Raw genomic sequence first — 24,904 nt, forward strand, 5'->3', positions numbered from 1 at the left:
ATACTCAAGCCCGGGCCACCTGAGTACCCTGCGGCGGTGCCTGCGCCACGCGTGGCCCTCATCATCAACGAGCACGCCGGACGGGGCCGGATTGCCCGTCAGATTCCTGTAGTCGCCAACGCACTCCGGGCGCACGACATCGAGCCGACGATCCTGCCGACCCGAGGACCCCTCGACGCCATGCGACTGGCACGCCAGGCGGCCGAGGAGCGTTTCTCCACTGTCGTCGCCGTCGGTGGCGACGGCACGGTCAACGAAGTGGCCAACGGTCTGATGGCAGGGCCCGGGGACAGACCGAGCCTCGGTATGGTCGCCGCCGGTTCAGGCTGCGACTTTGCAAGGAGCTTCGGTCTCCCCAAGCGGTTCGACGGCAGCCTCCGCGGTATCGTCGGTCCAACGGTGTCCATCGACGTGGGACGGATCGAGTGCCAGGGACCAGACGGATCCATCGTCCGTCACTTCGTCAACGTGGCGGGGGCCGGGATGGCCGCAGCGACGGCGGGCCTGGCTGCCCGGCTTCCGCGGTGGGTAGGACGAGCCCGGTATCTGCTCGCCTTCTGGCCGACGCTCGCTTCCTATCGGCCCACGGCGATCACCGTGGCCGTCGCCGGGGAAGTCCATAGCGGAGTGGCGCACAACGCTCTGGTCGCCAACGGGAGGTATTTCGGCGGTGGCATGCTCATCTCGCCCCACTCCGACCCCGGCGATGGGCTCTTCGACGTCCAGGTGAGCATCGGGCCGAAGCGGCAGGCGTTGACGCTCATCCCCCGCATCTACCGCGGATCCCACTTACCGAACCGACGGATCGTCCAGTTCGAAGGCGACCATGTGACCATCGCATCCGACTCACCGATCCCGGTCGAAGCCGACGGCGAGCCGGTGGGATCGACCCCGGCGACCTTCACGATCGTGCCCGGAGCCCTCGACGTCGTCAGCGCATCTTCAGACGCTTGCGCTCACCCTCGGTGAGATGCCGCTTCCGGATTCGGATCGACTCCGGCGTGATCTCGACGAGCTCGTCGTCCTGGATCCACTCGATCGCCATTTCCAATGTCATCCGCCTCGGAGGCTCCAGGTGAACGGCCTCGTCATGACTGTGAGTGCGGATGTTGGTCAGCTGCTTGGCCTTGGTGGGGTTGACCTGCATCTCCTCGGGCCGCGACGACTCGCCGATCACCATGCCCTCGTAGACCTCGTCTCCCGGTCCGATGAACAGCTCACCACGCTTCTGCAGGTTGTCGAGGGCATGCGGCGTCGCCGCCCCACCCCGATCGGCCACCACCGCCCCACCCTGTCGGGTGGGGAGTTCTCCGACCCACGGGACCCAGCCGTCGTGATGCTGGTGGACGAGCGCCGTGCCCCGGGTGGACGTCATGAGTAGCGATCGAAACCCGAGCAGCCCCCGCGCCGGCGCGGTGACGGTGACGATGGTGCGACCCGTGTCGCCCGGCCGGAGATCGACGACCTGACCCCTGCGGGGCGCCACCGCCTGAGTGACCGCTCCGACGTACTCGTCGGGCACGTCGACGACGGCCCGCTCGAAGGGCTCGTGAGGCGCGCCGCCTATCTCACGGATGATCACCTCGGGCCGACTCACCTGGAGCTCGTACCCCTCACGACGCATCGACTCGATGAGGACCGCTAGCTGCAGTTCTCCCCTTCCGGCCACCTCCATCACGTCGGCGCTCGCCGTTGGCCCCAGGCGGATCGACACGTTGCCGAGGACCTCGCGTCGCAGGCGGTCCTGGATCTGACGGGAGGTGAGGAACTTGCCGTCCTTGCCGGACAGAGGTGAGGTGTTGACCCCGAAAGTCATGCGAAGCACCGGTTCGTCGATCTCCAGGCGGGGAAGGGCGACCGGGTTATCGGGATCGGCGATGGTGTCGCCGATCTCCACCTCGGGAAAACCAGCGAGCACGAAGAGGTCGCCGGCAGCGCGCTCGGGCACGTCGCGGCGATCGAGCCCCACAAACCCGAGCAACTGCGTGAGCTTGCGGCGCAGCGGTGGCTCGTCCTCGGAGGCGTGACACAGGGCGACGGTCTCACCAGAGCGCATCGTCCCGCTCACCACCCGTCCGATGGCGAGACGGCCAAGGTAGTCGGAGGCATCGAGGTTGGTCACCAGTGCCTGGAGGGAGGCGTCCGGGTCGCCCGCAGGTGCCGGAATGCCGGAGAGGATCGCATCGAACAACGCACCGAGGTCGTCGCCGTCCCCGGGCACCCCGATTCCAGTGATACTCCGACCCACCCGGGCGATCGTGGACACGATGGGGAACTCGATGAAACGGTCGGCTGCATCGAGGTCGAAGAACAGTTGGTACACCTCGTCGACCACCTCGGTGGCCCGAGCATCGGGTCGGTCGACCTTGTTGACCACGAGGACGGCAGGAAGCCCGAGAGCCAAGGCCTTCGACAGCACGTACCGGGTCTGTGGCATCGGCCCTTCGGCTGCGTCGACGAGGAGGAGGATCCCGTCGACCATGGCGAGGGCCCGCTCGACCTCGCCGCCGAAGTCGGCGTGACCGGGTGTGTCCACGAGGTTGATACGGGTTCCCTGCCACTCCACCGACGCGGCCTTGGCCAGGATGGTGATGCCACGCTCGCGTTCCTGATCGCCGCTGTCCATGACGCGGTCAACCCGCTCCTCGTGGGAGGCGAACACGCCACCAGCGCCGAGCATGGCGTCGACCAGGGTCGTCTTACCGTGATCGACGTGCGCGACCAGCGCGACGTTGCGGAGGGGGAGTTCAGGCACGGAGCGCGCGATGGTACAAGAGGGCTATCGGCTACCAGCTACCAGCTACCAGCTACCAGCCAGAGCCCAGCAGCCGGGTGACCATCGGTCGGCGGTACCGTTCGCTCATGACTTCCGCCGCCAGGCCCACCCCTGACCGCCTGCGTCTCACCAACATCGCCCTGGCCATCCTCCATGCGGCTCAGGCTGTCGTGGTCGTCGCCCTGGCCAACGACTTCGCTCTCCCGGTCACTGCAACCTTCATGGATGGACCTCCCGGTGGTCCGCCTCCCGCCCTCTCGAGCCTGTTCGAGGTCCGGGTCGCATGGGGGGTCGCTGCATTCCTGCTCATGTCGGCCGCGGCGCACGCCACCATCGCCCTTCCCGGGGTGAACGGCTGGTACCGCCGGCACCTTGCCCAGGGTCGCAACTACGCGCGCTGGATCGAGTACTCGTTCAGCTCGACCGTCATGATCGTGCTCATCGCGATGATCACTGGCATCACCGACGTGGCAGCACTGGTCGGACTGGCCGGCGCCAACGCCGCCATGATCCTCTTCGGCCTGATCCAGGAGCGCTACGAGACGCCCGGGGCACCCAGCTGGCTCCCCTTCGGCCTCGGTTCGCTGATCGGCGTGCTCCCTTGGGTCGCCATCGGGGTGTACCTGTTCGCCCCGGGCGTCGACGCCAGCCCACCGGGGTTCGTGTACGCGATCTACGTCTCGCTGTTCGCCTTCTTCAACGTGTTCGCCTTGAACATGGTCCTGCAGTACCGCGCCCGCGGGAGGTGGGCCGACTACCTGTTCGGCGAGCGGGTCTACATGCTCCTGAGCCTCACGGCCAAGTCGGCGCTCGCCTGGCAGGTCTTCGCCAGCACCCTCGCCGTCTGACCGGCGGGAATAGCCGGGACCGAAGACCGTGTTCTCTGAGGTATCCCCTCCGAGAGGTCATCCATGACAGGCATCCGCCGCCTGAACCATGCCGTCCTGTTCGTCTCGGACCTCGACCGGGCCGTCGCCTTCTACACGGACGTGCTCGGCTTCGGGGTGATGGAGCGACTCGAGGGGCGCATGAACGCTGCCTTCCTGCGCGCCGCGGACTCGCAGAACCATCACGATCTCGGACTCTTCGGCCTCGGCGCGGGCACGCCCCGAGCGCCCCGTGGGACGACGGGCCTGTACCACCTGGCGTGGCAGGTGGACACCATCGATCAGCTCGTGACCATCCGCGACGCTCTCATCGCGTCGGGAGCGTTCACCGGTGAGTCGTCGCACGGCGCCACCTTGAGCCTCTACGGGGCCGACCCCGACGGCAACGAGTTCGAGGTGCAATGGATGCTGCCGCGCGACGCATGGGGCGAGTACGCCACCAAGGGAGTGGTGGAACACCTCGACCTCACCGCCGAGGTGGCCAGGTGGACCGGGGTGGGAACCGCCGACGAGCTGGGGGCCCCGGTCCGGGTCGACTGACCGCGACAGAGGCGCCGGTCCGTCCGGCACGGCGATACCTAGGATCGTCCCATGGACGACAAGATCGACCTGCGCTCAGACACCGTCACCGTCCCGTCCGTGGCGATGCGGCGCGCCATGGCTGAGGCCGAGGTGGGTGACGACCAGTACGGCGAGGACCCCTCTGTCATCCGCCTCCAGGATGAGACCGCCGATGTCCTGGGAACGGAGGCGGCGCTCTTTCTTCCTTCGGGGACGATGACCAACCAGGTGGCGCTGCGCACGCTGACTCGGCCGGGCGACGACGTGTTGGTGCCGACAGAACCGCACATCGTCATGCACGAGACGGGCGCAGCCGCCGCCAATGCCGGCGTTCAGTTCACCACCGTGGGAAGCGGCGGCACCTACACCGCCGACCAGGTGCGGGAGGCGATCAAGCCCGCCGGCCACATCGTGTATCCGCCGACGACGCTGCTCGTTGCCGAGAACACCCACAACCGGGCGGGTGGAATCGTGTTCCCGGAGGACCTGCTCGGCGCTGCGGTGGGCGTGGCCCGGGAGCACGGGCTGGCCACCTACTTGGACGGGGCACGCATCCTCAACGCGGCGGTGGCGTCTGGAGTCGAACCGGCGCGGCTCACCCGAGGGTTCGACCTGATCGGCATGTCGCTGTCGAAGGGCCTCGGCGCGCCGGTCGGCTCGATGCTCGCCGGGTCGAAGGAGCTCATCGGGATGGCCCACCGATACCGCCGGATGGCAGGTGGGGCGATGCGCCAGGCGGGCATCATTGCCGCCGCAGGGTCGTACGCCCTGGCCAACAACGTGGCCCGGCTCGCCGAGGATCACGCCAATGCGCGGCTCATCGCCGAGGTGCTGGCGGAGAGCGACCACATCGCCCTGGACCTTTCCACCGTCCAGACCAACATCATCGTGTTCTCCCTCGCCGACGAGTCGGAAGTGCCCGACGCCGCAACCTTCGTCGAGCGGTGTGGGGAGCGCGGCGTGCTGGTGAGTGCGTTCGGGCGACGGGTGGTTCGGGCGGTCACCCACCTGAACGTCGATGCCGAGGAGTGCCTGCGGGCGGCCGATGCGATGCGCCGAGCCGCGGCCAGTTGAAACCCGGCGCCGTCGCATTCGGAACGACTCCTATCGTGGGCTGGTGAACCGCAGCAATCGTCACACGGTTCTGTACGACGCCTCCTGCCCGCTGTGCGGCCGCAGCCGTCGCGGCATCCAGCGTCTCGACTGGCTCCGCCGCTTCCGCTTCGTCGACGCCAACGACCACGAGGCGGCGGCCGGGCTGGTGCCAGGAGCAACCCATGACGACCTCCTCGAACGGATGCACCTCGTCCGATCCGACGGAACGGTCTTCACCGGGTTCGAGGCGTTCCGTGCCATGGCACCGTCGCTGCCGTTGGCGTGGCCGTTGGTGCCGTTGCTCTGGATCCCCGGTGTCCGATGGCTCGGAGAGAGGATCTACGACCGGATCGCCCGCAACCGCTATCGCTTCGGATCGTGCCCCAACGACTCGTGCCGGGCCAAGCGATCGGGTGGCGTGTTGTGACGTCACTGTCCGAGCGAGACCTAGAGCGCCTCGCCGCCCTGCGGACCATCGACCTGACCACCTACGGCCGCAGGTCGGGCCTGCCACGGCGGATCGAGATCTGGTGGTTTCACGTCGACGGCCGCTTCATCGTCACCGGGACGCCGGGGAAACGCGACTGGCTGGCGAACGTCACGGCCCGCCCCGAGGTGATCATCCACGCTGGCGGGATGGACACACCGGCAACCGTGCGGCCGATAGGCCACTGGCGCCTTCTTCGAGGACGACTCGACCACCACCGAATGGGGCTTCTACATCGGCGTTCCCGTGTTCGCCCTTGGGTTGGCATGGGCTGGATACACGGTGTGGAAAGGAAGCGACTCCCGAGCTTGAATGCGGAAGGCGGGGGTGGCGTTCTAGGCGTTCTCGTCAGGGCGCCTCGAGAGGGGCGATGACGTCATCGGCCGCGCAAATAGTGGCTATATCGGGAAGCACCTTTTCGATGGCAAACAGGTGCATCTCTACCGTGATGCTCGCCGAGCAGTCTTCGGGGACGATCACTCGATAACCGAGATCGGCGGCATCCATCGCGCTCGTTTCGACTACCCAGTTGGTAGCTATCCCGCAGAGGATGACGGTGGTCACTCCACGAAGGCGCAGTAACCGATCCAACTCGGTGCCAATGAATGCACCTATCCCACGCTTGGTAACGACGAGCTCGTCGCCTTGTGGTGCTACTGGCTCGTAGAAGTCGGCATCCCACGTGCCCTCAACCGCCCGGTCGGGACCCCGGGCGAATACCGGTACAGCCATATTCATCTCGGGACTCCCCGGGCGCCATGCCGCCCTCACGTGAACGATGAGAAGCCCGGCAGCGCGGGCCGCTGCGAGCAATCGAGCAAGGTTCGCGACGGCGAGATATGCCCCTGCGGGGAACTCACGCAGACCCTGGCGGGCCCAATAGCCGTCTGGGTGGAGACCATAGTTCTGGAAGTCCATCGGAACCAGAGCCGAGGTGGCAGGGTCGAAGTCGTGTAGTCGTGTCACGAACTCCCAACTTGGCTCCCGGCGAGGGCGCCGCCCGGCATCATATCGCCGCCCGGCATTATATAGCAGACGAGGCGGCTCGTCGAACAGATATCAATGTACGAGCGGCCATCAACCAGATCGCGGCCGACCGGACAGGGCCCGACCTTTCGAGCCAAGGACGAGGGGGGGCCCGGGCCTTACGGCCAGGGCCCCCCCTCGGTCTCGTCTAGCGGATCACCGGGTTCTCAACGTCCTGACCGGGTGGCACTCCGCCGGTGGTCTGATAGCAGCCATCGGCCTTCCCCGGCTTGCCGGCGTCCGGCCCATGGTGGGCCGTCTCCATCCCGTAGGCCGCTGGATCGCCCCCGCATGACACTCCGTTGACGAATGGGCCGTGGAGCTGGCCGTTGGCCAGTTTCACGTCCCCCGCGTCAATCACGCCGTTCTGGTTGGTATCGATCTGGTGTGGGTGCGCCCATGCCGGCGCCGCCGTCAGGCTCATCCCGGCCATCACCAGTAGCACGGCGGCGGTTCTCGTCAGCCGTCTCCTCATCCCTGTCTCCTTTGTCTCGAGTAATTACCCCCACCTGGACGACCGGGTGGAACACGGTGACATCGGAGACGCCGGTGGTGAGGATTTCTACACACCTCTGACCGGACGCATCAACGTCGAATGCCCAACCTTGCAGCACTAGCGCCACCCTGCCGGGAGCCTCGAGGGCGGTGAGGCTGGTGATCCCGAGACGGCCGAGCTTGCGCAGGGCCTCAGCCTCTGCCCAACCCCCGGCCTCGCCGGTCACCACCAAGAGCATCGCCATCCCTTTGCCCCATGTCGCGTGTGGGGTTCAGGTCAATTGTTGCCACGTCGTCGCCGACCTTTCATCGGGGAATACCCTCATTGATCGGCCGCCTTCTTCGCCAGCAGCCCGGCCAGCTCGACCCGGTTCCTGACACCCGCCTTGGCCAGGATGTTCGACACGTGACGCTCCACGGTCTTCGTGGAGAGAAAGAGCGATTCGGCGATTTCTCGATTCGACGATCCAGCGGCCGCCATCTGGGCAACCTCCAGCTCCCTCCGGGTGAGACCGAGGATTTCCCCGGAGTCGGTAGTACGACGCCAAGTGCGGGCCCCGAGGCCCCGGAGGCCCTTCTCGGCGAGCAGCTGAAGCGTCACTGCCCCCATCTGCTCCGCCTCTCCCGCCACCTCACGAAATGTGTCGGCGGCTTGCGGCCGACCCGGCTGAGCGGCCCTGGCCGCGGCAAGGTCGAGCCCGATCCAGAGCCGCTCGACCTGATAACCCATGTCCGAGAAGCGATCCCTAGCCAGCTGGAGTGGCGTGAGACCGCGGTCGATCAACGCCCTCGTGAGCTGCAGACCCGCTTCGATCAAAGGGTTGGAGGGGACCCGGGTCTCGCGGAACCGGTCCAGCCACCGCTCCGAGTCGTCCGACATCCCGGCCCTGGCCGACGCCTCGGCAGCAGCCAGGGCGAACTCCGAGGTGCACCGAGCACACCTGGCAAGCCCGGCGTCCTCCCAACCCGCATCCAGAACCCGGCTTACATCAGACGAAGAGCGCGCACCCATCGTCCGGCTGAGATAAGTCGCCACTCTTTGCCACTGGGTCAGCCGGTAGTGCGGATCCTCCTCCCCCTCCACACTGGCCCTCATCGCATCGAGGCCCCCACGCCAATCCCCACTGACTAGCGTCGAGAGCTCCGTAGTCGCTCGGGCGAAGTAGACGGACCGGGGAAAGCCGTGACGCTCGGCGAGAGGGATAACCTCGGCGGCTACTCTTGCCGCATCTGCGAGGCGTCCCGTCTCGAAGAGGCTCATTGCGTAGGCGGGGCCGAACCGGACGATCATCGTGACCAGGGCCATCTCGTGAGACTGCTGCCAGAGGGACTCGAGGATCGACCGGGCATCGGCCAGCCTGCCCACCCTTATCAGTGCCCTGCCCTGTTGGCCGAGCGCCACCAGTCTCTCCATCTCGGAGCGCGCCGCGTCCACCATTAAAAGGGCAACCTCCAGGGATCTCAGCTGATCGGCCGAGATCATGGCGGAGTCGTACGCAGCCTGGAGCACGTCGACTCTCACCGCAGGCGCTCTCTCCAACCGGTCTTCGCCCGTCTCCTCTCCGAGCATCAGACCCAGCTCTCGTGCCTGCGCCATCGCACCCTGGGCGATGGCGTGGCCATCCTGCTGGCGCCGTTCGCTCTGCATGAGAAGCCCAGCCTCGAGGGTCGCCATCTCGATCCGGTTGAGTTGGTCGGTATCCGGGATGGCTCTCGCCATGTCCAGCCATGTGCGGCTCTCGGCAAAAGCATCGGAGCGGAGGGCGATGCGAGACATCTGGCATGCAGCCCAAACCCGCTCGACAGGGTCTCCTGATTGCTCGAAGACGAGGAGCCACCGACGCGAGGCAATGCCTGCCGCTCCGATATCGGTGGCGAGCTGCGCCACACCTCGCCTGAGGAGAGCCGCCTCCTCGTCGTCGAGCCCTGGCTGGTCGGCGGCTCGGGAGAGATTGGCGAGACCACCCTCGCCGAGCAATCGCCGGCGCGGAGACCCCAGCAGGGCGAGCGCCTGTGACCGAGCAGGGGCACCTGCCTCAAGCCGATGGTACAAGGCCTCGAGCAGGATCTCGGTCCGTGGGTGCTCGATGGTCTCTAGGTATCGGGCGATGCCAGCGTGAGCCCTCTGCCGCGACTCCTCGCCGGCCTGCGCTATGGCTTCCTCCCGGATGAGATCATGGACGAGCGACACCTGGTCGAGTCGCCGTCGTATCAAGCCCCGGGTCTCGAGGTCGTGCACCGCCTCCTCCACCCGCGCGGCGCCCCAGTCGAGCATCGCTCCGAGCCTCTCGACAGGTACCGGTCGTCCCAGGACTGCCATGTGTACCAAGAAAGAAATGACGTCTGAGCCGGCGCCGCGGAGCCGTGAAGCGAGCAGCTCGTCCGATGAGTCCTGCTCACGGTCCCCGGAGAGGGCGATCAGCCAATAGGGGAGCCCGCCGGCACGCTCCCAGATCGAGCGCGCCGCCTCCCGGGAGAGGGCGGGGCTCATGCTCATGGTCAGCTCGATCCCATGGGCCTCTTCCAACGGGCCAACCTCGAGGACGATTGGATTCACCTCCGCCTTCCTCACCTCTTCGATGAAGGAGCTGGCGCCCACTCCAGAGCGTGAGGCGGCGACCAAGTGTGACGGCTCTCGGGCGTTCTTCAGCAGATAGAGGATCAGGCCCAGGCTCAGATCGTCCAGCCACTGGACGTCGTCGATCAGAAGCGACCCGCTCTGGCCTTCGAGAAGACGGCGGGTGGCCTCGAACAGCTGGATGGGCACGACCCGGGCTCCCGGATCCTCGTCGAGGATCCGGCTCAAGAGGTTCTCCTCTTCCCTCTCTTCGGCGAGCCGGTTGAGCATGCCCATCGAGGCGGCCAACTCGACATGCCGCAGGGCTTCCATTCCTCCCACGCTCAGCACCAAACCGGGCGCCCTGGCCGCCGCAAACTCGAGAAGGGCGCTCTTCCCACTTCCCGGGTCGCCGCGAAGCAGCATCAGCCGATGCTCGCCCGAGCGGTCTGCTAAGAACGCCTCCAGGGAGGCTTTCTCCTGGTCACGGCCGAAGAGCCTCATGCAGGGCAGGCTATCGGCCAACCGGGAAGAGGCAGGGAGCCATCGACCGGAAACAAGACATTCGACCTGATTCGGTCGAGCACCCATCTAGGAGGAAGCGCCTACCCATATGGCGTCTGGCACCAACCTATGCCGGGTAAATCTGCTGAGCGCGAGGCAACAGGCGCAACAGGTCATTCCAGCTCGGCAGCTCTCCGCTTTGGAAGGCACCAACAGCAGAGCAGTGATTGGGGCTGAACCTCCCAGTGGCTGCGGAATGTGATCAGGTCCTGATCAGCCGTCCATGCCTAGATACATCGGATGGCGCAGAAACGGCCATCTACCAGGCCTTATGTGGCGCGCCCGGAGGAACTCGAATCCCCAACCTCCTGATCCGTAGTCAGACGCTCTGTCCAATTGAGCTACGGGCGCAGCGAGGGCATCGTAGTAGCCGCTCCCCGCAGAACCACCGGTGCGGTCGAGCCCGTCGGCGGGTACACTCCCCCGTCCACCTTGATGCACGATCGCTCGGAACCTCCCAGTACCGGGCCGTCGGCCCCCAAGCCGGCGGCACCCTTCGCTCCCCTCCAGGGGGAGTCCCAGACCACGCCCGCGTCCCGACGCGGGCTGAGCCGTTAGCGGGCGCCGATGGACAACATCGCACTCCAGCTCACTCTGATCGGCATCCTGATCCTGATCAACGCCGCCTTCGCCGGCACGGAGATCGCCCTCATCTCGCTACGGGAAGGTCAGCTGAGGCGCCTGGAGGAGTCACCTGGCTCCGGCCGGGCCCTCGCCCGATTGGCCCGCGACCCCAACCGCTTCCTCGCCACGATCCAGATCGCGATCACGCTCTCGGGATTCCTGGCATCCGCCTACGCGGCGATTTCACTCGCCGAACCGGTGGCTCGCCAGCTGGACTTCTTCGGCAACGCGGCGGTTCCGGTGTCGATCATCGTCGTCACCTTGGGGATCTCCTTCGTGAGCCTGGTGTTCGGCGAGCTCGCCCCCAAGCGCCTCGCCATGCAGAGTGCCGAACGCTGGGGGATGGTGACGGCTCGCCCGCTCACCGTGCTGGCGTCCATCGCATCGCCGCTCGTGTGGCTCCTCTCCAAGTCGACCAACATCGTGGTCCGACTGCTCGGCGGGGATCCGAACCGTCAGGGTGAGGCGCTCACCGAAAGGGAACTGCGCGACCTGATGGCGAGCCAAACCACCTTCAGCCTGCTGCAGCGCGAGATCATCAGCGGCGCCTTCGACATATCGGAGAGACGCCTCCGCGAGATCCTCATCCCGAGGCGCGACGTGCTGGTGCTGGACACCTCACTCTCCGCGCCAGATGCGCTCGCCACCCTCCTCGAATCAGGTCACTCGCGGGCGCCGATCGCCCCCGAGGGCAATCTCGACCTGTCGACCGGCATCGTCCACCTACGGGACCTCATCGGCACCACCGACCCGCTCGAGAAGCTGGCCAGCCCACCCATGGTCTTCCCCGAGACCGCCAAGGCCCTCGACGTGCTGCGCGAGATGAAACACGCCCGTCAGCACCTGGCGATCGTGGTCAGTGAGCACGGCTCCGGCGAGGGGATCATCACCATCGAAGACCTCATCGAGGAGTTGGTCGGTGAGATCTACGACGAGTCGGACAAGGACCTGATCCGCGTCGAACGGCTCCCGGACGGAAGTCTGGAGCTCCCGGGCAACTTCCCCATGCACGACCTGGAGGACCTCGGCGTCGCCCTCCCCGAAGGCGAGTACACCACTGTCGCCGGCGCCGTCCTCGACTCGTTGGGCCGACTGCCGAAGGAACCCGGCGATGTGGTGAGCATCGATGGATGGCAGCTGCGGGTGCTCGCCGTCGAGGACCGCGCCATCACCCGCGTGCGGCTCCAGAAACTTGACAAGAACGTCGACGAGTCGCCGGAGCCGCCGCGCTGAGCGTCAGTTCGTGAAGCCGAGGTCCACTGGCTTCTGCAGCTTCGACCAGGTGATCGCCGCGCCGAGCACCAGGGTGGCCGCGCCGGCGATGACGAAGCGCATCCCGGAGTCCCGCATGAGGATCACCGCAGGCAGGATGAGCAGCGAGATCAGGTTCATCACCTTGATCAGCGGGTTGAGTGCCGGACCAGCGGTGTCCTTGAAGGGGTCTCCGATGGTGTCACCGATCACCGCTGCCATATGGGACTCCGAACCCTTGCCACCCATGTGGCCCTCCTCGATGTACTTCTTGGCGTTGTCCCACGCCCCGCCCGAGTTGGACAGGAAGTTGGCCATCAGCTGGCCGGTGAGGATCGTCGCTGCCAGGAAGGCGCCGAGGGCGAAGTAGTTGATGCCGAAGCCGATGATCACCGGCGTGAGCACCGCCAGGAGGGCCGGGGTGAGCAGCTCACGGAGCGACGCCCGCGTGCAGATGTCGATCACCGGCCCGTAGTCGGGGCGGCGCTCGCCGCGCATGATCGCCCCGTCGGCGAACTGCCGGCGAACCTCCTGCACCACGACCGACGCCGAACGGCCCACCGCTCTGATCGCCAGGCCGGAGAACATGAAGGCGATCGAACCACCGATGAGCAGCCCGATGAACGTCGCCGGGTCGGCCACGTTGATCGAGGTCTCGAACTGGGTGAACAGCTCCGACCCGGTGGCCTCCAGACCGAGCTCACCGGAGATCGTCTCGATGAACGAGGCGAACAGCGCGACGGCGGCGATGACTGCCGACCCGATGGCGAAGCCCTTGGTGACCGCCTTGGTGGTGTTGCCGACGGCGTCGAGGCCGACGAGTACGGCGCGCCCCTCACCGTGGAACTCACCGGACATCTCGGCGATACCGGCGGCATTGTCCGCCACCGGGCCGAAGGTGTCCTCGGAGACGACGACCCCGGTGGTCGCCAGCATGCCCATGCCGGTGAGAGCCACCAGGTACAGCGAGAACATGATGTTGCCGCCGCCGAGGCCGATCGCCACCCCGATGGCGCCGGAGATGGCGACGATCGCCCACACCGACGACTCCAGACCGGAAGACACACCGGCGAGCACGGTCGTCGCCGGGCCGGTGCGGGTCGCCTCGGCGATCTCGCGGACCGGCTTGTTCTCGGTCGACGTGAAGTACTCGGTGAGGCGGCTCACCACCTGGGCGAGCACCAATCCGGTGACCACGGCGCCGAACACCTTCCAACCCTCGTTGCCGTTGTCGTTGCCCACGTAGAGCAGGGCCACAGCGAGGGTGCCCGCCACGGTGAGCAGGCCGGCGGTGAGGAAACCGCGGTTGATCGGCGCCATCGCCGAGCGGTCACGCTTGGTGGCGCGCACCTGGAAGATTCCGATGATCGACGCCACCACGCCGATGGCCCGCACCACGACCGGGAAGATCAGCCCGAGCGCCGGGTTGGCGCCGATCGAGGAGAAGGCGGCCACACCGAGGATGATCGACGCCACCAGCGTCACCTCGTACGACTCGAAGAGGTCCGAGGCCATACCGGCACAGTCACCCACGTTGTCACCGACGTTGTCGGCGATGGTCGCCGGGTTGCGGGCATCGTCCTCGGGGATGCCCTGTTCGATCTTGCCCACCAGGTCGGCGCCCACGTCCGCCGCCTTGGTGAAGATCCCGCCACCGACCCGCAGGAAGAGGGCGATGAGAGAACCACCGAATCCGAAGCCGATGAGGATCGCCGACGAGGTGTTCTGGAACACCATGATGATGACGGTGGCACCGAGGAGCCCCAGGCCGACCGTGTACATGCCGGCGACGCCACCGGTGCGGAAGGCGACCTTGAGCGCCGCAGCCAGCGAGCCGGATCGGGCGGCCGAAGCCGTACGCACGTTGCCTCTCACCGCCAGGCTCATCCCGACGAAGCCGGTGAGGCCCGAAAGGAAGGCTCCGGCGACGAAGGCGAGTGTCCGGAACAGGCCCGACTCGAAGAAGCTCAGCGCCGCGGAGCCATCAGCAGGTCGGATGACCGCGGTCGAGGTGAAGAACACCACCGCCGACAAGGGGATGAGGATGATGAGGATGGTCCTGAACTGGCGCCGCAGGTAGGCCATGGCGCCTTCCTGAATGGCGAGGGCCACCTCCTGCATTTTCTCGGTGCCGGCATCTGCACGCAGGACTCCCCGGGTGAGCACCGCGCCAACGATGAGGGCGAGCACGGCCGTCCCTGCCGCGATCCACAGCCACAGCCAATCGGTCGAGCCGAGGGTGAACTCTTGCCAGCCGCCCTCACCGGCGGCCATGATCAGCATGTCCAAAACCAACCTCCATGTCGCGACGCAACCAGAACCGGTCGCCAGAATGCCGTGAGGATAGGCGGATCGAGCGGCCCGGCGGTCGCCGGGCACGGTCCGGCCTCATTCCCGTAGTGTGATCGTGCCGACACGGGAGGATCGATGCACCAGCCCCTCGCCGACCTGTCCGACCGATACTGGGAGGCCAGCCTCGCCCATCACCCCACAACGGCTTCGCTGATCGGCGACCACCGCTTCGACGCCCGGCTCGAAGACGCCTCCCGTGAGGCAGAGGACGCTTTCATCGCCGAGCTCGAGGATCTCGCCTCCGCCGCAACCGACATCGACCCCTCCGAACTCCAACCGGCGGAACGCATCAGCCGCGCCGTTCTGGCCTTCGAGGCACGGGCACAGGCCGAGACTCTCCGAAGCCGCCTCGCCGAACTGGCGGTCGACCCGATGAACGGGGTGCACATCTCGCTGATCCAGGGGATCGGCCAGCTACGCGCCCGGGACCGATCGCAGGCTGAGGCCTTCGTCGCCAAGGCCTCCAAAGTGGGGCGGCTCTTCGACCAGATGATCGAACGCCACCGTCAGGGTGTCGCAGGCGGGAGGACGCCGCCACGCGTCCTGGTGGAGAAGGTGATGGGACAGATCGACGCCTACCTGGCGGCACCGGCCGACGCTGATTCGTTCCTGCACATACCCGCACCCGTTTCGATGAGTCCGGGGGAGGTCGACACCTGGCGTGCCGAGCTGCGACGACAGGTGGACTCGGTGATCCGGCCCGCCTTCGAACGGTATCGACAGGTGATCGCCGACGAGGTCCTCCCGGTGAGTCGCCCCCCGGAACGCTCCGGGGTCAGCTGGCTGCCCGACGGAGAGGAGGTCTACGGACGCGCCGTGGCCCGATACACGACGACCGACCTCGCTCCCGACGAGATCCACCAACTCGGTCTCGACGACATCACCGCACTGGAGGACGAGTACCGCAGCCTCGGCACAGTGGCACTGGACACCTCGGACGTCCCCACCATCTATGAGCGGCTTCGCACCGACCCGGCACTTCGCTTCGAGGACGCAGACCAGGTGCGGGCCGCCGCGGAGGATGCCCTGGCACGAGCGAATGCAGCCGTTCCACAGTGGTTCGGGCGGCTACCGAAGGCCCCGTGCGTGGTGGAACCGATTCCCGAGGTCGGTGCCGGTGACTCGACCATCGCCTACTACCTGATGCCGTCCGAGGATGGCGCCCGACCCGGCATCTACTTCATCAACCTCACCGAGCCCACCACCCGGACCCGATACGAGGCCGAGGCGCTCGCCTTCCACGAGAGCGTGCCCGGGCACCACCTCCAACTCTCCATCGCCCAGGAGCTCGACGGGGTGCCCGCCTTCCAGCGCCACTCCTTCGGGGGCACCGCCTACATCGAGGGGTGGGGCCTGTACACCGAGCGGCTGGCCGACGAGATGGGCCTGTACTCGGGCGACCTGGAGCGGCTCGGGATGCTGTCGTTCGATTCGTGGCGCGCCTGCCGCCTCGTCGTCGACACCGGCATGCACGCCAAAGGCTGGTCCCGCCAGCAGGCGATCGACTACATGCTGGCCAACTCACCGCAGGCTCCGAACAACGTCGTCAACGAAGTGGACCGCTACATCGGATGGCCCGGCCAGGCACTCGCCTACAAGATCGGCCAGCACCGCATCATGGACCTACGCGGGGAAGCGCAACGAACGCTCGGCGACAGTTTCGACATCAAGGCATTCCACGACGTGGTCCTCGGCTCAGGCCCGGTCCCCCTCGACGTCCTCAGCGAGATGGTGGGCGCGTGGGTGGTGAGTAGCGGGTAGCGAGGAGTGAGTAGCGAAGGAGCGAGGGGCCAGTGGGTCGAGGAGCCAAGTCGGCTGTCGAGCACGCTCAACGCTCAACGCCTAACGCAAGACCGATCCCGCGTTGAGCGTTGAGCGTTGAGCGTTCTTCGCGGAGAGGGAGGGATTTGAACCCTCGAAGGGGCTTAAAACCCCTTACTCGCTTAGCAGGCGAGCGCCTTCGACCACTCGGCCACCTCTCCCGAGTCCTGCATTGTGGCAGCGGTGGACGGCGACCATACCGCTCACGCCAGCGCGTGGACCACGGCACCTGCCACTGCCAGCACGGCGATGACACGAAGCAGCGGCCAGCGAAGCACGGTGAGTGCCACGACACCTGCCACCGCGAGACTCGCGGCGAGCAGGTCGATGCTCGACCAGCGCGGAACCAACAGGCGCATCGGTCCGACAGTCCTCTCGGCGAGTTCTCCGAACAGCGTGTGGAGCGCGAACCAGGCAGCCAGGTTGGCGATCACTCCTACGACCGTCGCGGTGATCGCCGAGAGTGTTGTCGTGAGGGACGGATGGTCCCGGACCCGGTCGACGTACGGGCCGCCCACGAAGATCCACAGAAAGCACGGGACGAACGTGACCCAGGTCACGAGTGCAGCGCCGAGGATGGCGGCCATCATCGGATCCTGACCGGCGAGTCGGTACGCCCCGATGAATCCGACAAACTGCACCACCTGGATCGCAGGGCCAGGGGTCGACTCGGCCATCCCCAGTCCGTCCACCATCTCCCCCGGCATGAGCCACCCGTACACCTGAACCGCCTGCTGAGCGACGAAGCTGAGCACTGCGTACGCACCTCCGAACGTGATCACGGCAGCCACCGCGAAGAAGGCACCCATCTCGAACCACACGGAACTCGAACCGGCGACGACGCCAGCAGCCCCAACCGGGAGCAGCCAGAGCACCAGCCCGACGACGGCCACCCGTACGGCCCGGCGGGGATCCGTCGGTGTCGAGACGCCGTCGTCGATCAAGGTGGGCAGATCGGGCGCATGCTCACCATCGGATCCCACGAACCATGCGGGCCGCAGCCGACCCACCAGGAAGCCGACGCCACCCGCCGTCACGATCACGAAAGGAAAGGGCACATCGAAGAAGAAGATCATGATGAACCCGAGCACCGCCGTCGCGGCGAGCGCTCCACTACGAACCGCCCTCCGGCCCAGCCGGACCACAGCGGTGACGACGATGGCCAGCACCGCCGGCTTGATACCGTAAAACAGCGCTTCGACCAGGCGCGTGTCACCGAAGGTGACGTACACGATGCTGAGTCCCAGGATGGCGACGAAGCCCGGGAGTATGAAGAGCCCGCCAGCGACGAGTCCGCCCCTGATTCCGTGGAGCAACCAGCCGATGTAGGTCGCCAGCTGCTGCGCCTCGGGCCCGGGGAGGAGCATCGTGAAGTTGACGCCGTGGAGGAAGCGGCCCTCAGAAATCCACCGGCGCTCCTCGACGAGCATCCGGTGCATCATCGGGATCTGCGCGCCAGGACCCCCGAAGCTGTTGAGCCCGACCAACCACCACACGCGAGACGCCTGCCGAAGGGTCACGTCCTCGGCCCGTGGTCCGCTCACCGTCGCCTCCACCGGTCGCTGCCCCTGACCGGTCAGCCTAGGTGGTGGTTACTCAGGTTCGGCCCGACCGACGCCGCGACTCGTCGTCGAGATGGGTCCGTTCGGCCAACGGTGACCTGGACCAGAACACGGCTCGCCCGATCAGATGTGCCCCTACCGGCGCGGTGATGAACTGCAGCAGCGCCACCAGCGCCAGCTTTGCCACCTGCACCGCACCCGGATGGACGAGGGCGGCGCCGGTGAGGATGAGGAGCAGGCCCGCCGTGGCCGGCTTGGTCGCGGCGTGCATGCGGGTGAGCACGTCCGGGAAGCGCAGGAGGCCAACCGCGGCGATCAGGGTCAGGGCGGCACCCAGCACCAGCAGCACGGAGGCGGTCGCTTCGATCATCGGTCCCTCCGTCCGACGAATCGGGCGACGAGCGCCGTTCCCAGGAAGGCGAGCAGCGCAGCGACCACCATGACGTCGAGGTAGGCGGCCTCGCCGGTGCGTGCGGCATGTACGGCAACACCTGCCACCACCGACAGCAACAGCGCGTCGAGGGCGATGATCCGGTCCGCCAGGGTGGGACTGACCACCACCCGGAACACGAAGAGGAGCGACGCCAGGGCGAGGAGGGTGAACGCGACCGTCGTGGCCATCTCAACCATCACCGGCCTCCCCCCGCAGGGGCACCGCCGCCACCAGGTACCGCTCGAGCATGGCGACATCGGCGCGGGTCCGGGCGGCCGACTCGAAGTGGAGTACGTGGATGAAGAGTGTCGTCGGTTCCGTGGCGACGTCGATGGTGACGGTCCCGGGAGTCAGCGTCACCATGTTGGCCACGCCGGCGATGATGCTCGGATGGGTCGCGGCAAGCGGCACCGACACGATCGCCGGTCGAGTGCGGTCCCCCGGGGTCACGATCTCCCAGGCGACGATCACGGTGGCGACGGCGAGCCGCCACAGGAAGTACCCGATCAGCCGGACCGCTTGGATCGGCCGGAAACCCAACCCGCCGGACCGCTGGCGGGACGGGAGGATCCAGATCGCCACCGTCGCCGCGCCCAGGCCGCCGAGGAGGTTCGCCCAGGACAAGCTTCCCCACAGGGCGAACCAGACCAGGGTGAGTGCGACCACAGACAGCAGAGGACGCCTCATCCGCCTCTCACCGCCGTCACGTAGACCGAAGGATCGATCAGGCCCCGGGCGGCGACCTCGCCGAGTTCGTAGAGCGGAGCGGCGGCCGCCACGAAGGCGAGGCTGGCGACGACCAGGCAGGCGGTGGCGCCGACCATCAGCGGGGGCATACGGCGCGGCTCGATCGTGTCGCTTTCCATCGGGTCCCCCCAGAAGGCGCCGGCCCAGATCTTCGTCATCGAGAAGAGGGTGAGGGCGCTGACGAGGAGCGACACCCCGACCGTGACCTGTGCCCCGGCGTCGAACCCGGCCTGGATCAGAGCGAGCTTCGCCACGAAGCCTGAGAACGGCGGGACCCCGGCGAGGCTGAGCGCGGGCAGCAGGAACAGCACGGCGAGCACCGGCGCCGTGTGCATCAGCCCGCTGAGGCGCCGTAAGGCACCGGTACCGGCCCGCTCCTCCATCAGCCCGGCGACGAGGAACAGGGTGGTCTTCACGATGATGTGATGGACGATGTAGAAAACGGCGGCGGCGAGTCCGGCCAGGGTGAACAGCGCCAGGCCGAAAATCATGTACCCGATCTGGCTGACGATGTGAAAGCTCAGGATCCGCTTGACGTCGTCCTGGGCGACGGCACCGAGTACGCCGATCAGCATCGTCAGTGCCGCCACCACCAGCAGCAGACGGGACGGCTGGCCATGACTGAACAGCAGCGTGTGGCTGCGGATGATGGCGTAGACGCCGATCTTGGTGAGCAGCCCGGCGAAGATCGCGGTGACCGGTGAGGGTGCCACCGGATACGAGTCCGGGAGCCAGAAGAAGAGCGGAAAGATCGCCGCCTTGATGCCGAACACCACCAGGAAGAGCAGTCCCAGCCCGCTGCGCAGCGCGGGCGTGACTTCGCCCAACTTGCCGGACAGGTCGGCCATGTTGACCGTGCCGGTGGAGGCGTAGACGAGGGCGATCGCGGTGAGGAACAGCACGGAGGCGACGAGGCTGATGACGATGTAGGTGACGCCGTGGCGCACCTGCAGCCGATCCCCCCCGAAGGTGATCAGGACGTACGAGGCGGTGAGCGTCACCTCGAAGGCGACGAACAGGTTGAACAGGTCGCCGGTGAGGAACGACAGTGACACACCGGCAGCGAGGATCAGATACACCGGGTGAAAGAACCCGGTCTCGTCGCGGGTCTTGGGGCTCCCGATGGCGTACACCAGCACGACGAGCAGCATCAGCGACGAGACCACGACCATGATCGCCGCCAGCGGATCGGCGACCAGGGTGATCCCCAACGGCCACGGCCATCCTCCGACGTGGCCCACCACCACCGACCCGTCGGACACGGACAGGAGCAGGTCCACCGCCGCCGCCGTCGTAGCGAGCAGCGTGCCGACGCCGATCACGCGACGGGCAGCGGGGAAGCGACCGAGCATCGCCGACACCGCCGCCGCGGCGAGCGGGAGAGCGACCGGAATGACGAGATCGGTCATCGGCGCTCCCCCCCTTCGCCCGGGGGCGAATTCAGGTGCGCCGCGATCCGACGGTCCTCGATGTCGTCTTCGACGATGTCCGAACTGGTGAGCAGCCAACTGCGGTAGGCGATGGCGAGCAGGTACGCGGTCACCCCGAAGGTGATCACGATGGCGGTGAGGGCCAGTGCCTGGGGCAGCGGATCGGCGAACGCGGCCGCATCCGTTCCCGCGATCGGCGGAGCCCCGGCCCGCCCTCCGGCGACCAACAGCAGCAGGTTGGCGCCGTGAGCGATGACGGCGAGACCGATGATGATCCGCGTCAGATTGCGCTGGAGGATGAGGTAGACCCCGCACCCGTAGAGGACCCCGATGGCGACGACCAGCACCGCGATCATCGGAGGTCCTCGTCCCACGCGCTGCCGAGCGAGTCGAGAAGCGCCGCCACCAGCCCGACGACCACGGCGAACACACCGATGTCGAACCCGAGCGCCGATGTGAGCTTCATCGTCCCGAGCACCGGGAGCGTGACGCTCACCACCGCCTGGTCGAAGAAGCCGCCACCCCAGGCCCATCCGGCCACGCCGACGCCGACCGCGATCGCCAGACCCCACCCGAGCAGCGGCCGTGGTGTCACGCGATGCAGCGAGCCACGCCCTTCCCGAGACCGGAGGGCGATGTGGTCGAGTACCAGACACGCGCCGGCGACCAGCCCGGCGATGAAGCCCCCACCGGGGGCGTTGTGGCCGGCGTACAGCAGGTACAGGGCGAACACGATGCCGGTGCGCAGCACCACGTTGGCGGCGACGTCGAGGATCGGGGAGTACCAGCTCATGTCCCGACCTCCGAAGGGTCGGGGTCCTCGGTGGGCATCGGGGCGCGGATGAGGGCGAGGGCCCCGAGTGCCGCCACCACGAGGACGGTGATCTCACCGAGCGTGTCGAGGGCCCGGAAGTCGGTGAGGATGACGTTCACCACGTTGCGGCCGCCCCCTTCGGGCTCGGCACGGGCGATGAACTCGGCTGCGAGTGACGGCGCGGTCCTCTCCGATGCAGCCCACAGGGCGAATGCCATGGTGGCCAGGCCCACCACCGAGGCGACCACCACCCGGATCGCCTGGCCCCCGGCGTCGGGGAACACCTCGAAACGCAACGGCAACCGGCTGAGGACCATCACGAAGAAGGCGAGAGCGAGTGTCTCCACCAGCAGCTGGGTCAGCGCCAGGTCGGGGGCCCCCTGGATGATGAACAACACGGCGACGCCGTATCCGATCGCACCCAGGCAGAGCACCGCGGCGAGCCGACGGCGAACCAGGGTGACGGCGACGGCGGCGGCAACCACGACCAGCACCGCGACCATCTGCAGCGGAGACTCGGCAAAGGCGATCTCGGGCAGCGACCGCCAGTGGCGGACCATCAGGACCCCCGGGGCGACCACCGCGACGGTGACGATCACCGACAGGTACACGGGAAGAGAACCGCTCTGCATCGTCGACACGACCCGGTCGGCGGCGCGGTTGAGACCGATCAGCGAGTCCCCGTAGACCCGCGTCGCCTCAGGAGTCCGCGAGGTGAACCTTCGCAGCACGGGGAGTGGCCATTTCCAGAGAAGCCACCCGCCGAGGAGGGCGACGACCGAGAGCACCACGGGTGGGCCGAAACCGTGCCACAGCGCCAGTTGGAAGCCGGAACTGAGGGCATCGACGGACCGCGCCGCAGCCGCCACCAACGCGTCAGGGAGCCCCACCACCACTCCGCCGATGACACTCCCCACGGTCAGAACGGCGACGGGGATGAGGAGTCCGACCGTCGAGCGATGTCCATGCTGCTCTGGCACAGGTGCCACCCCGGGCTTGGTGGCGAACGTCCCCCAGAGGAAGCGGAGGCCGTAGGCGACGGTCAGCATGGAGCCGACAACGACCGTGGCGGTGACCTGCCAGGGGGTATCGGCGACAAGTCCCCCGAGAGCGAACTCCTTGGTCGCGTATCCGAGGAAGGGGGGCACTCCGGCCATGGCGGCAACCGCCACGACAGACATCCACAACGCCCACGGCAGCTCCCGGGCGACCCCGGAGAGTCGTCGGAGATCACGGGTGTGGGCATGGTGCTCGACGGCGCCGGCGATCATGAACAGGGCGCCCTTGAACAGGCCGTGGGCGACCAGCATCGCCATCCCGGCGTAGGTCATCTCGGGCGTACCCCAGCCGACCAGGACCATCATGAAGCCGAGCTGGGACACCGTGCCGTGGGCGAGCAGCAGCTTGAGATCGCTCTGGGCCAACGCTCGCCAGCCACCGAGCAGCATGGTCGCCAGACCCATTAGGACGATCGTCGGCCGCCACCACGCCACCAGCACGGCGAACACCGGGGCAAACCGGGCGACGACGTAGATGCCGGCCTTGACCATGGTCGCCGAGTGCAGGTAGGTGCTCACCGGGGTCGGAGCGGCCATGGCACCGGGAAGCCAGAAGTGGAACGGGACCTGGGCCGACTTGGTGACCGCGCCGACCAGGACCAGGGCGAGGCCGACACCGCTGGCGGTCCCCGAGGGTGGTGCCGCCAGGACCCCCGACAGCGAGTAGGTACCGGCAGCGCTGCCCAGCAGCACCACGCCGGCGAGCATGGCGAGCCCTCCGATCGTGGTCACCAGCAGTGCCTGCAGTGCGCTCGCCCGAGCAATCGCCGAGTCGTCCTGGAAGCCGATGAGCAGGTACGACGTGATCGAGGTCAGTTCCCAGAACACCACCAGGAGCAGCAGGTTGTCGGCGGTGACGATGCCGAACATCGAGCCGGCGAAGACCACGAGGATGGCGGCGAAGCGGGCCAGGCCGGTGCGCTCGGCGAAGTAGGACCAGGAGTACAGGAAAACGAGCACACCGACCACGCCGATCAGGCCCGCCATGAGTACCGAGAATCCGTCGAAACGGAAGTCGAGTTCCAGGCCGAGCGCGGGGAGCCAGGACACGGTGGCGGTCAGGGCGTCGGCGTCGCTGGTCGCCAGCTGCCAGAAGGCGAATGCGATGCTCGCCGGGGCGATCGCACCGACCAGGAGCACCCGCCGGCCCAGCCGCTCACCACCGATGAGACACACCAGGGCGACCACAGCGTGGACGACGAAGACGAGGATCATCGGCTCACGCGGCGCAGGGTGGGGGTGTCAGCACACATCAGGCGGCTCCAGTTGCAGTGCCGACCAGACTTCCCGGCGCGCCGTGTTGTGAGGAGAGGGTAGCGAAGGGCGAGGGGCGAGACCCATCGCTGCCAGCTGCCAGCTGCCAGCAGAACGGAGGCGCCGCTCTGCGGCACCGCAGTTCTGTTTGCGGAGGGGGTGGGATTCGAACCCACGGGACCCGAACGGGCCCAGCAGTTTTCAAGACTGCCGCCTTCGTCCACTCGGCCACCCCTCCCGAAATCAGCGTGCTGCATGCAGCCTGCAGACCTGAAGGCCGCCAGCTGCCGGCTGCCAGCTGCCAGCAGAACGGAGGCGCCGTCCGGCGCCGCAGTTCATGCGCGGAGAGGGTGGGATTTGAACCCACGGGACCGGATAACCCGGCCCAACAGTTTTCGAGACTGCCGCCTTCGTCCACTCGGCCACCTCTCCCGAACAAGGCTGCATTGTGGCACCGCGGCCGCGGTCCTCACCGCCTCGATGAGAAGAAGTCGTCGAGCACCGCGGCGCATTCCCCGGATAGAACGCCGGCCACGATCTCGCATCGGTGATTGAGCCGATCGTCCTGCGGGATGTTGTACAGGCTCCACGCGGCGCCGGCTTTGGGGTCGGCTGCGCCGTAGACGATCCGGTCGACCCGAGCCCACACTGCCGCCATGGCGCACATGGCGCACGGCTCGAGCGTGACCACCAGGGTCAAGCCCGACAGTCTCCAGTCGCCGCGCGCTCGGCCGGCCGCCGCCAGCACCAGCATCTCGGCGTGGGCCGTCGGGTCGGCCAGCTCTTCGCGACGGTTCCGGTCGGCGGCGACCACCGACCCCTCACCATCTACCAGCACCGCCCCCACGGGGACGTCACCCGTCGCCGCCGCGGCTCGGGCCTCGGTGAGCGCTATCGCCATCGCATCGTCGAACGAACGGTCCGTCATGCCCTACCTACACTCCGATGTCCCTGGAGGGATCGCATAGTCTGGCCGAGTGCGCACGCCTGGAAAGCGTGTTGGCGGCGAAAGCCGCCACGAGGGTTCAAATCCCTCTCCCTCCGCAAACAACGCTCAACGCCTAACGCTCGACGCGGGACTTGCGTTGAGCGTTAAGCGTTGAGCGTCCT

General features: G+C 67.3%; 22 protein-coding genes and 5 tRNA genes. 9 read left to right on the forward strand and 18 right to left on the reverse strand.

All coding sequences use genetic code 11. The annotated features are described in order from the left end of the window. The first annotated feature begins 36 nt into the window (after positions 1-36). On the forward strand, positions 37-969 hold the full coding sequence (locus WEA29_00925; protein MEX2322324.1) for a diacylglycerol kinase family protein: 933 nt from the start codon (positions 37-39) through the stop codon (positions 967-969). Here the strand turns inward: WEA29_00925 and typA are convergent. Next, complete coding sequence (gene typA, locus WEA29_00930) at positions 932-2,755, reverse strand: translational GTPase TypA (protein MEX2322325.1); 1,824 nt, start codon at positions 2,753-2,755, stop codon at positions 932-934. The two genes, WEA29_00925 and typA, sit on opposite strands and share 38 nt — an antisense overlap. A gap of 107 nt (positions 2,756-2,862) precedes the next feature. Between typA and heR the strand changes: the two genes are divergently transcribed. The 5 genes from heR to WEA29_00955 all read left to right on the forward strand — a co-directional run bounded on the left by heR (position 2,863) and on the right by WEA29_00955 (position 6,180). Continuing rightward, positions 2,863-3,624, forward strand: coding sequence for a heliorhodopsin HeR (gene heR, locus WEA29_00935; GenBank protein ID MEX2322326.1), 762 nt, complete (start codon positions 2,863-2,865; stop codon positions 3,622-3,624). 63 nt (positions 3,625-3,687) lie between these two features. Beyond that, positions 3,688-4,203, forward strand: a complete 516-nt coding sequence (locus WEA29_00940; GenBank protein ID MEX2322327.1) for a VOC family protein — start codon at positions 3,688-3,690, stop codon at positions 4,201-4,203. Positions 4,204-4,254: 51 nt separating this feature from the next. After that, a complete protein-coding gene (locus WEA29_00945) occupies positions 4,255-5,298 on the forward strand; it encodes a GntG family PLP-dependent aldolase (GenBank protein MEX2322328.1) in 1,044 nt (347 codons plus the stop codon). Positions 5,299-5,341: 43 nt separating this feature from the next. Continuing rightward, the gene (locus WEA29_00950; protein ID MEX2322329.1) at positions 5,342-5,746 is read left to right on the forward strand and encodes a DUF393 domain-containing protein; all 405 of its coding nucleotides are present in this window, start codon (positions 5,342-5,344) and stop codon (positions 5,744-5,746) included. Then, a complete protein-coding gene (locus WEA29_00955) occupies positions 5,743-6,180 on the forward strand; it encodes a nitroreductase/quinone reductase family protein (GenBank protein ID MEX2322330.1) in 438 nt (145 codons plus the stop codon). Before WEA29_00950 ends, WEA29_00955 begins: the two co-directional genes overlap by 4 nt. Here WEA29_00955 and WEA29_00960 read toward each other — a convergent pair. The 4 genes from WEA29_00960 to WEA29_00975 all read right to left on the reverse strand — a co-directional run bounded on the left by WEA29_00960 (position 6,155) and on the right by WEA29_00975 (position 10,799). Continuing rightward, the gene (locus tag WEA29_00960) at positions 6,155-6,772 is read right to left on the reverse strand and encodes an isochorismatase family cysteine hydrolase (protein MEX2322331.1); all 618 of its coding nucleotides are present in this window, start codon (positions 6,770-6,772) and stop codon (positions 6,155-6,157) included. The genes WEA29_00955 and WEA29_00960 overlap by 26 nt on opposite strands. 208 nt (positions 6,773-6,980) lie before the next feature. Further along, complete coding sequence (locus tag WEA29_00965; protein MEX2322332.1) at positions 6,981-7,307, reverse strand: hypothetical protein; 327 nt, start codon at positions 7,305-7,307, stop codon at positions 6,981-6,983. A 342-nt stretch (positions 7,308-7,649) separates the two neighbouring features. Then, positions 7,650-10,388, reverse strand: a complete 2,739-nt coding sequence (locus WEA29_00970; protein ID MEX2322333.1) for a LuxR C-terminal-related transcriptional regulator — start codon at positions 10,386-10,388, stop codon at positions 7,650-7,652. Positions 10,389-10,722: 334 nt separating this feature from the next. Further along, positions 10,723-10,799: transfer RNA gene (locus tag WEA29_00975), tRNA-Arg, on the reverse strand. Between the two features lie 216 nt (positions 10,800-11,015). Between WEA29_00975 and WEA29_00980 the strand changes: the two genes are divergently transcribed. Then, positions 11,016-12,305 carry a hemolysin family protein gene (locus WEA29_00980; protein ID MEX2322334.1) on the forward strand — a complete coding sequence of 430 codons (1,290 nt, stop codon included), beginning with the start codon at positions 11,016-11,018 and terminating at the stop codon, positions 12,303-12,305. A gap of 3 nt (positions 12,306-12,308) precedes the next feature. Here the strand turns inward: WEA29_00980 and WEA29_00985 are convergent, their stop codons facing one another. Next, positions 12,309-14,606 (reverse strand): sodium-translocating pyrophosphatase, encoded by a 2,298-nt coding sequence (locus WEA29_00985; protein MEX2322335.1) that lies wholly within the window; start codon positions 14,604-14,606, stop codon positions 12,309-12,311. Positions 14,607-14,750: 144 nt separating this feature from the next. Between WEA29_00985 and WEA29_00990 the strand changes: the two genes are divergently transcribed. Beyond that, positions 14,751-16,436 (forward strand): DUF885 domain-containing protein, encoded by a 1,686-nt coding sequence (locus WEA29_00990; protein ID MEX2322336.1) that lies wholly within the window; start codon positions 14,751-14,753, stop codon positions 16,434-16,436. A gap of 131 nt (positions 16,437-16,567) precedes the next feature. On the opposite strand, the gene WEA29_00995 is transcribed toward WEA29_00990, so the two are convergent. The 12 genes from WEA29_00995 to WEA29_01050 form a co-directional block, all read right to left on the reverse strand. Next, positions 16,568-16,657, reverse strand: a tRNA-Ser gene (locus tag WEA29_00995). A gap of 42 nt (positions 16,658-16,699) precedes the next feature. Beyond that, the gene (gene chrA / locus WEA29_01000) at positions 16,700-18,040 is read right to left on the reverse strand and encodes a chromate efflux transporter (protein ID MEX2322337.1); all 1,341 of its coding nucleotides are present in this window, start codon (positions 18,038-18,040) and stop codon (positions 16,700-16,702) included. Positions 18,041-18,092: 52 nt separating this feature from the next. Then, positions 18,093-18,428: a monovalent cation/H(+) antiporter subunit G gene (gene mnhG, locus WEA29_01005; GenBank protein ID MEX2322338.1), complete on the reverse strand. Its 336-nt coding sequence runs from the start codon at positions 18,426-18,428 to the stop codon at positions 18,093-18,095. Continuing rightward, entirely contained in the window at positions 18,425-18,688 is a 264-nt protein-coding gene (locus WEA29_01010) for a monovalent cation/H+ antiporter complex subunit F (protein ID MEX2322339.1), read from the reverse strand. The genes mnhG and WEA29_01010 overlap by 4 nt, the downstream gene beginning before the upstream one ends. After that, positions 18,681-19,178, reverse strand: coding sequence for a Na+/H+ antiporter subunit E (locus WEA29_01015; GenBank protein MEX2322340.1), 498 nt, complete (start codon positions 19,176-19,178; stop codon positions 18,681-18,683). The genes WEA29_01010 and WEA29_01015 overlap by 8 nt, the downstream gene beginning before the upstream one ends. Further along, complete coding sequence (locus WEA29_01020) at positions 19,175-20,647, reverse strand: Na+/H+ antiporter subunit D (protein MEX2322341.1); 1,473 nt, start codon at positions 20,645-20,647, stop codon at positions 19,175-19,177. Before WEA29_01020 ends, WEA29_01015 begins: the two co-directional genes overlap by 4 nt. Further along, complete coding sequence (locus WEA29_01025) at positions 20,644-21,024, reverse strand: Na(+)/H(+) antiporter subunit C (GenBank protein MEX2322342.1); 381 nt, start codon at positions 21,022-21,024, stop codon at positions 20,644-20,646. The genes WEA29_01020 and WEA29_01025 overlap by 4 nt, the downstream gene beginning before the upstream one ends. Beyond that, a complete protein-coding gene (locus tag WEA29_01030) occupies positions 21,021-21,461 on the reverse strand; it encodes an MnhB domain-containing protein (GenBank protein MEX2322343.1) in 441 nt (146 codons plus the stop codon). The genes WEA29_01025 and WEA29_01030 overlap by 4 nt, the downstream gene beginning before the upstream one ends. Then, a complete protein-coding gene (gene mbhE / locus WEA29_01035) occupies positions 21,458-23,755 on the reverse strand; it encodes a hydrogen gas-evolving membrane-bound hydrogenase subunit E (GenBank protein ID MEX2322344.1) in 2,298 nt (765 codons plus the stop codon). The genes WEA29_01030 and mbhE overlap by 4 nt, the downstream gene beginning before the upstream one ends. A gap of 190 nt (positions 23,756-23,945) precedes the next feature. Next, positions 23,946-24,032 (reverse strand) — tRNA-Ser (locus tag WEA29_01040). Between the two features lie 104 nt (positions 24,033-24,136). Beyond that, a tRNA-Ser gene (locus WEA29_01045) sits at positions 24,137-24,226 on the reverse strand. A gap of 37 nt (positions 24,227-24,263) precedes the next feature. Further along, positions 24,264-24,722: a nucleoside deaminase gene (locus WEA29_01050; protein ID MEX2322345.1), complete on the reverse strand. Its 459-nt coding sequence runs from the start codon at positions 24,720-24,722 to the stop codon at positions 24,264-24,266. A gap of 25 nt (positions 24,723-24,747) precedes the next feature. On the opposite strand from WEA29_01050, the gene WEA29_01055 reads away from it, so the two are divergent. Continuing rightward, positions 24,748-24,838 (forward strand) — tRNA-Ser (locus WEA29_01055). Positions 24,839-24,904: the final 66 nt, after the last annotated feature.

This window comes from Acidimicrobiia bacterium (genome assembly GCA_040902765.1).
GTDB lineage: Bacteria > Actinomycetota > Acidimicrobiia > Spongiisociales > UBA11373 > DATKBG01.

What these genes read in the sequence shown, in the direction of transcription:
- heR (MEX2322326.1), top strand. Translation starts at nt 2,863, where the DNA reads ATGACTTCCGCCGCCAGGCCCACCCCTGACCGCCTGCGTCTCACCAAC.
- WEA29_01020 (MEX2322341.1), bottom strand. Translation starts at nt 20,647, where the DNA reads ATGACCGATCTCGTCATTCCGGTCGCTCTCCCGCTCGCCGCGGCGGCG.
- mnhG (MEX2322338.1), bottom strand. Translation starts at nt 18,428, where the DNA reads ATGATCGAAGCGACCGCCTCCGTGCTGCTGGTGCTGGGTGCCGCCCTG.
- WEA29_01030 (MEX2322343.1), bottom strand. Translation starts at nt 21,461, where the DNA reads ATGAGCTGGTACTCCCCGATCCTCGACGTCGCCGCCAACGTGGTGCTG.
- WEA29_00965 (MEX2322332.1), bottom strand. Translation starts at nt 7,307, where the DNA reads ATGAGGAGACGGCTGACGAGAACCGCCGCCGTGCTACTGGTGATGGCC.
- WEA29_00980 (MEX2322334.1), top strand. Translation starts at nt 11,016, where the DNA reads ATGGACAACATCGCACTCCAGCTCACTCTGATCGGCATCCTGATCCTG.
- mbhE (MEX2322344.1), bottom strand. Translation starts at nt 23,755, where the DNA reads ATGATCCTCGTCTTCGTCGTCCACGCTGTGGTCGCCCTGGTGTGTCTC.
- WEA29_00970 (MEX2322333.1), bottom strand. Translation starts at nt 10,388, where the DNA reads ATGAGGCTCTTCGGCCGTGACCAGGAGAAAGCCTCCCTGGAGGCGTTC.
- WEA29_00990 (MEX2322336.1), top strand. Translation starts at nt 14,751, where the DNA reads ATGCACCAGCCCCTCGCCGACCTGTCCGACCGATACTGGGAGGCCAGC.
- WEA29_01015 (MEX2322340.1), bottom strand. Translation starts at nt 19,178, where the DNA reads ATGAGGCGTCCTCTGCTGTCTGTGGTCGCACTCACCCTGGTCTGGTTC.
- WEA29_01025 (MEX2322342.1), bottom strand. Translation starts at nt 21,024, where the DNA reads ATGATCGCGGTGCTGGTCGTCGCCATCGGGGTCCTCTACGGGTGCGGG.
- WEA29_00940 (MEX2322327.1), top strand. Translation starts at nt 3,688, where the DNA reads ATGACAGGCATCCGCCGCCTGAACCATGCCGTCCTGTTCGTCTCGGAC.
- WEA29_00945 (MEX2322328.1), top strand. Translation starts at nt 4,255, where the DNA reads ATGGACGACAAGATCGACCTGCGCTCAGACACCGTCACCGTCCCGTCC.
- WEA29_01050 (MEX2322345.1), bottom strand. Translation starts at nt 24,722, where the DNA reads ATGACGGACCGTTCGTTCGACGATGCGATGGCGATAGCGCTCACCGAG.
- WEA29_00985 (MEX2322335.1), bottom strand. Translation starts at nt 14,606, where the DNA reads ATGCTGATCATGGCCGCCGGTGAGGGCGGCTGGCAAGAGTTCACCCTC.
- WEA29_01010 (MEX2322339.1), bottom strand. Translation starts at nt 18,688, where the DNA reads ATGGTTGAGATGGCCACGACGGTCGCGTTCACCCTCCTCGCCCTGGCG.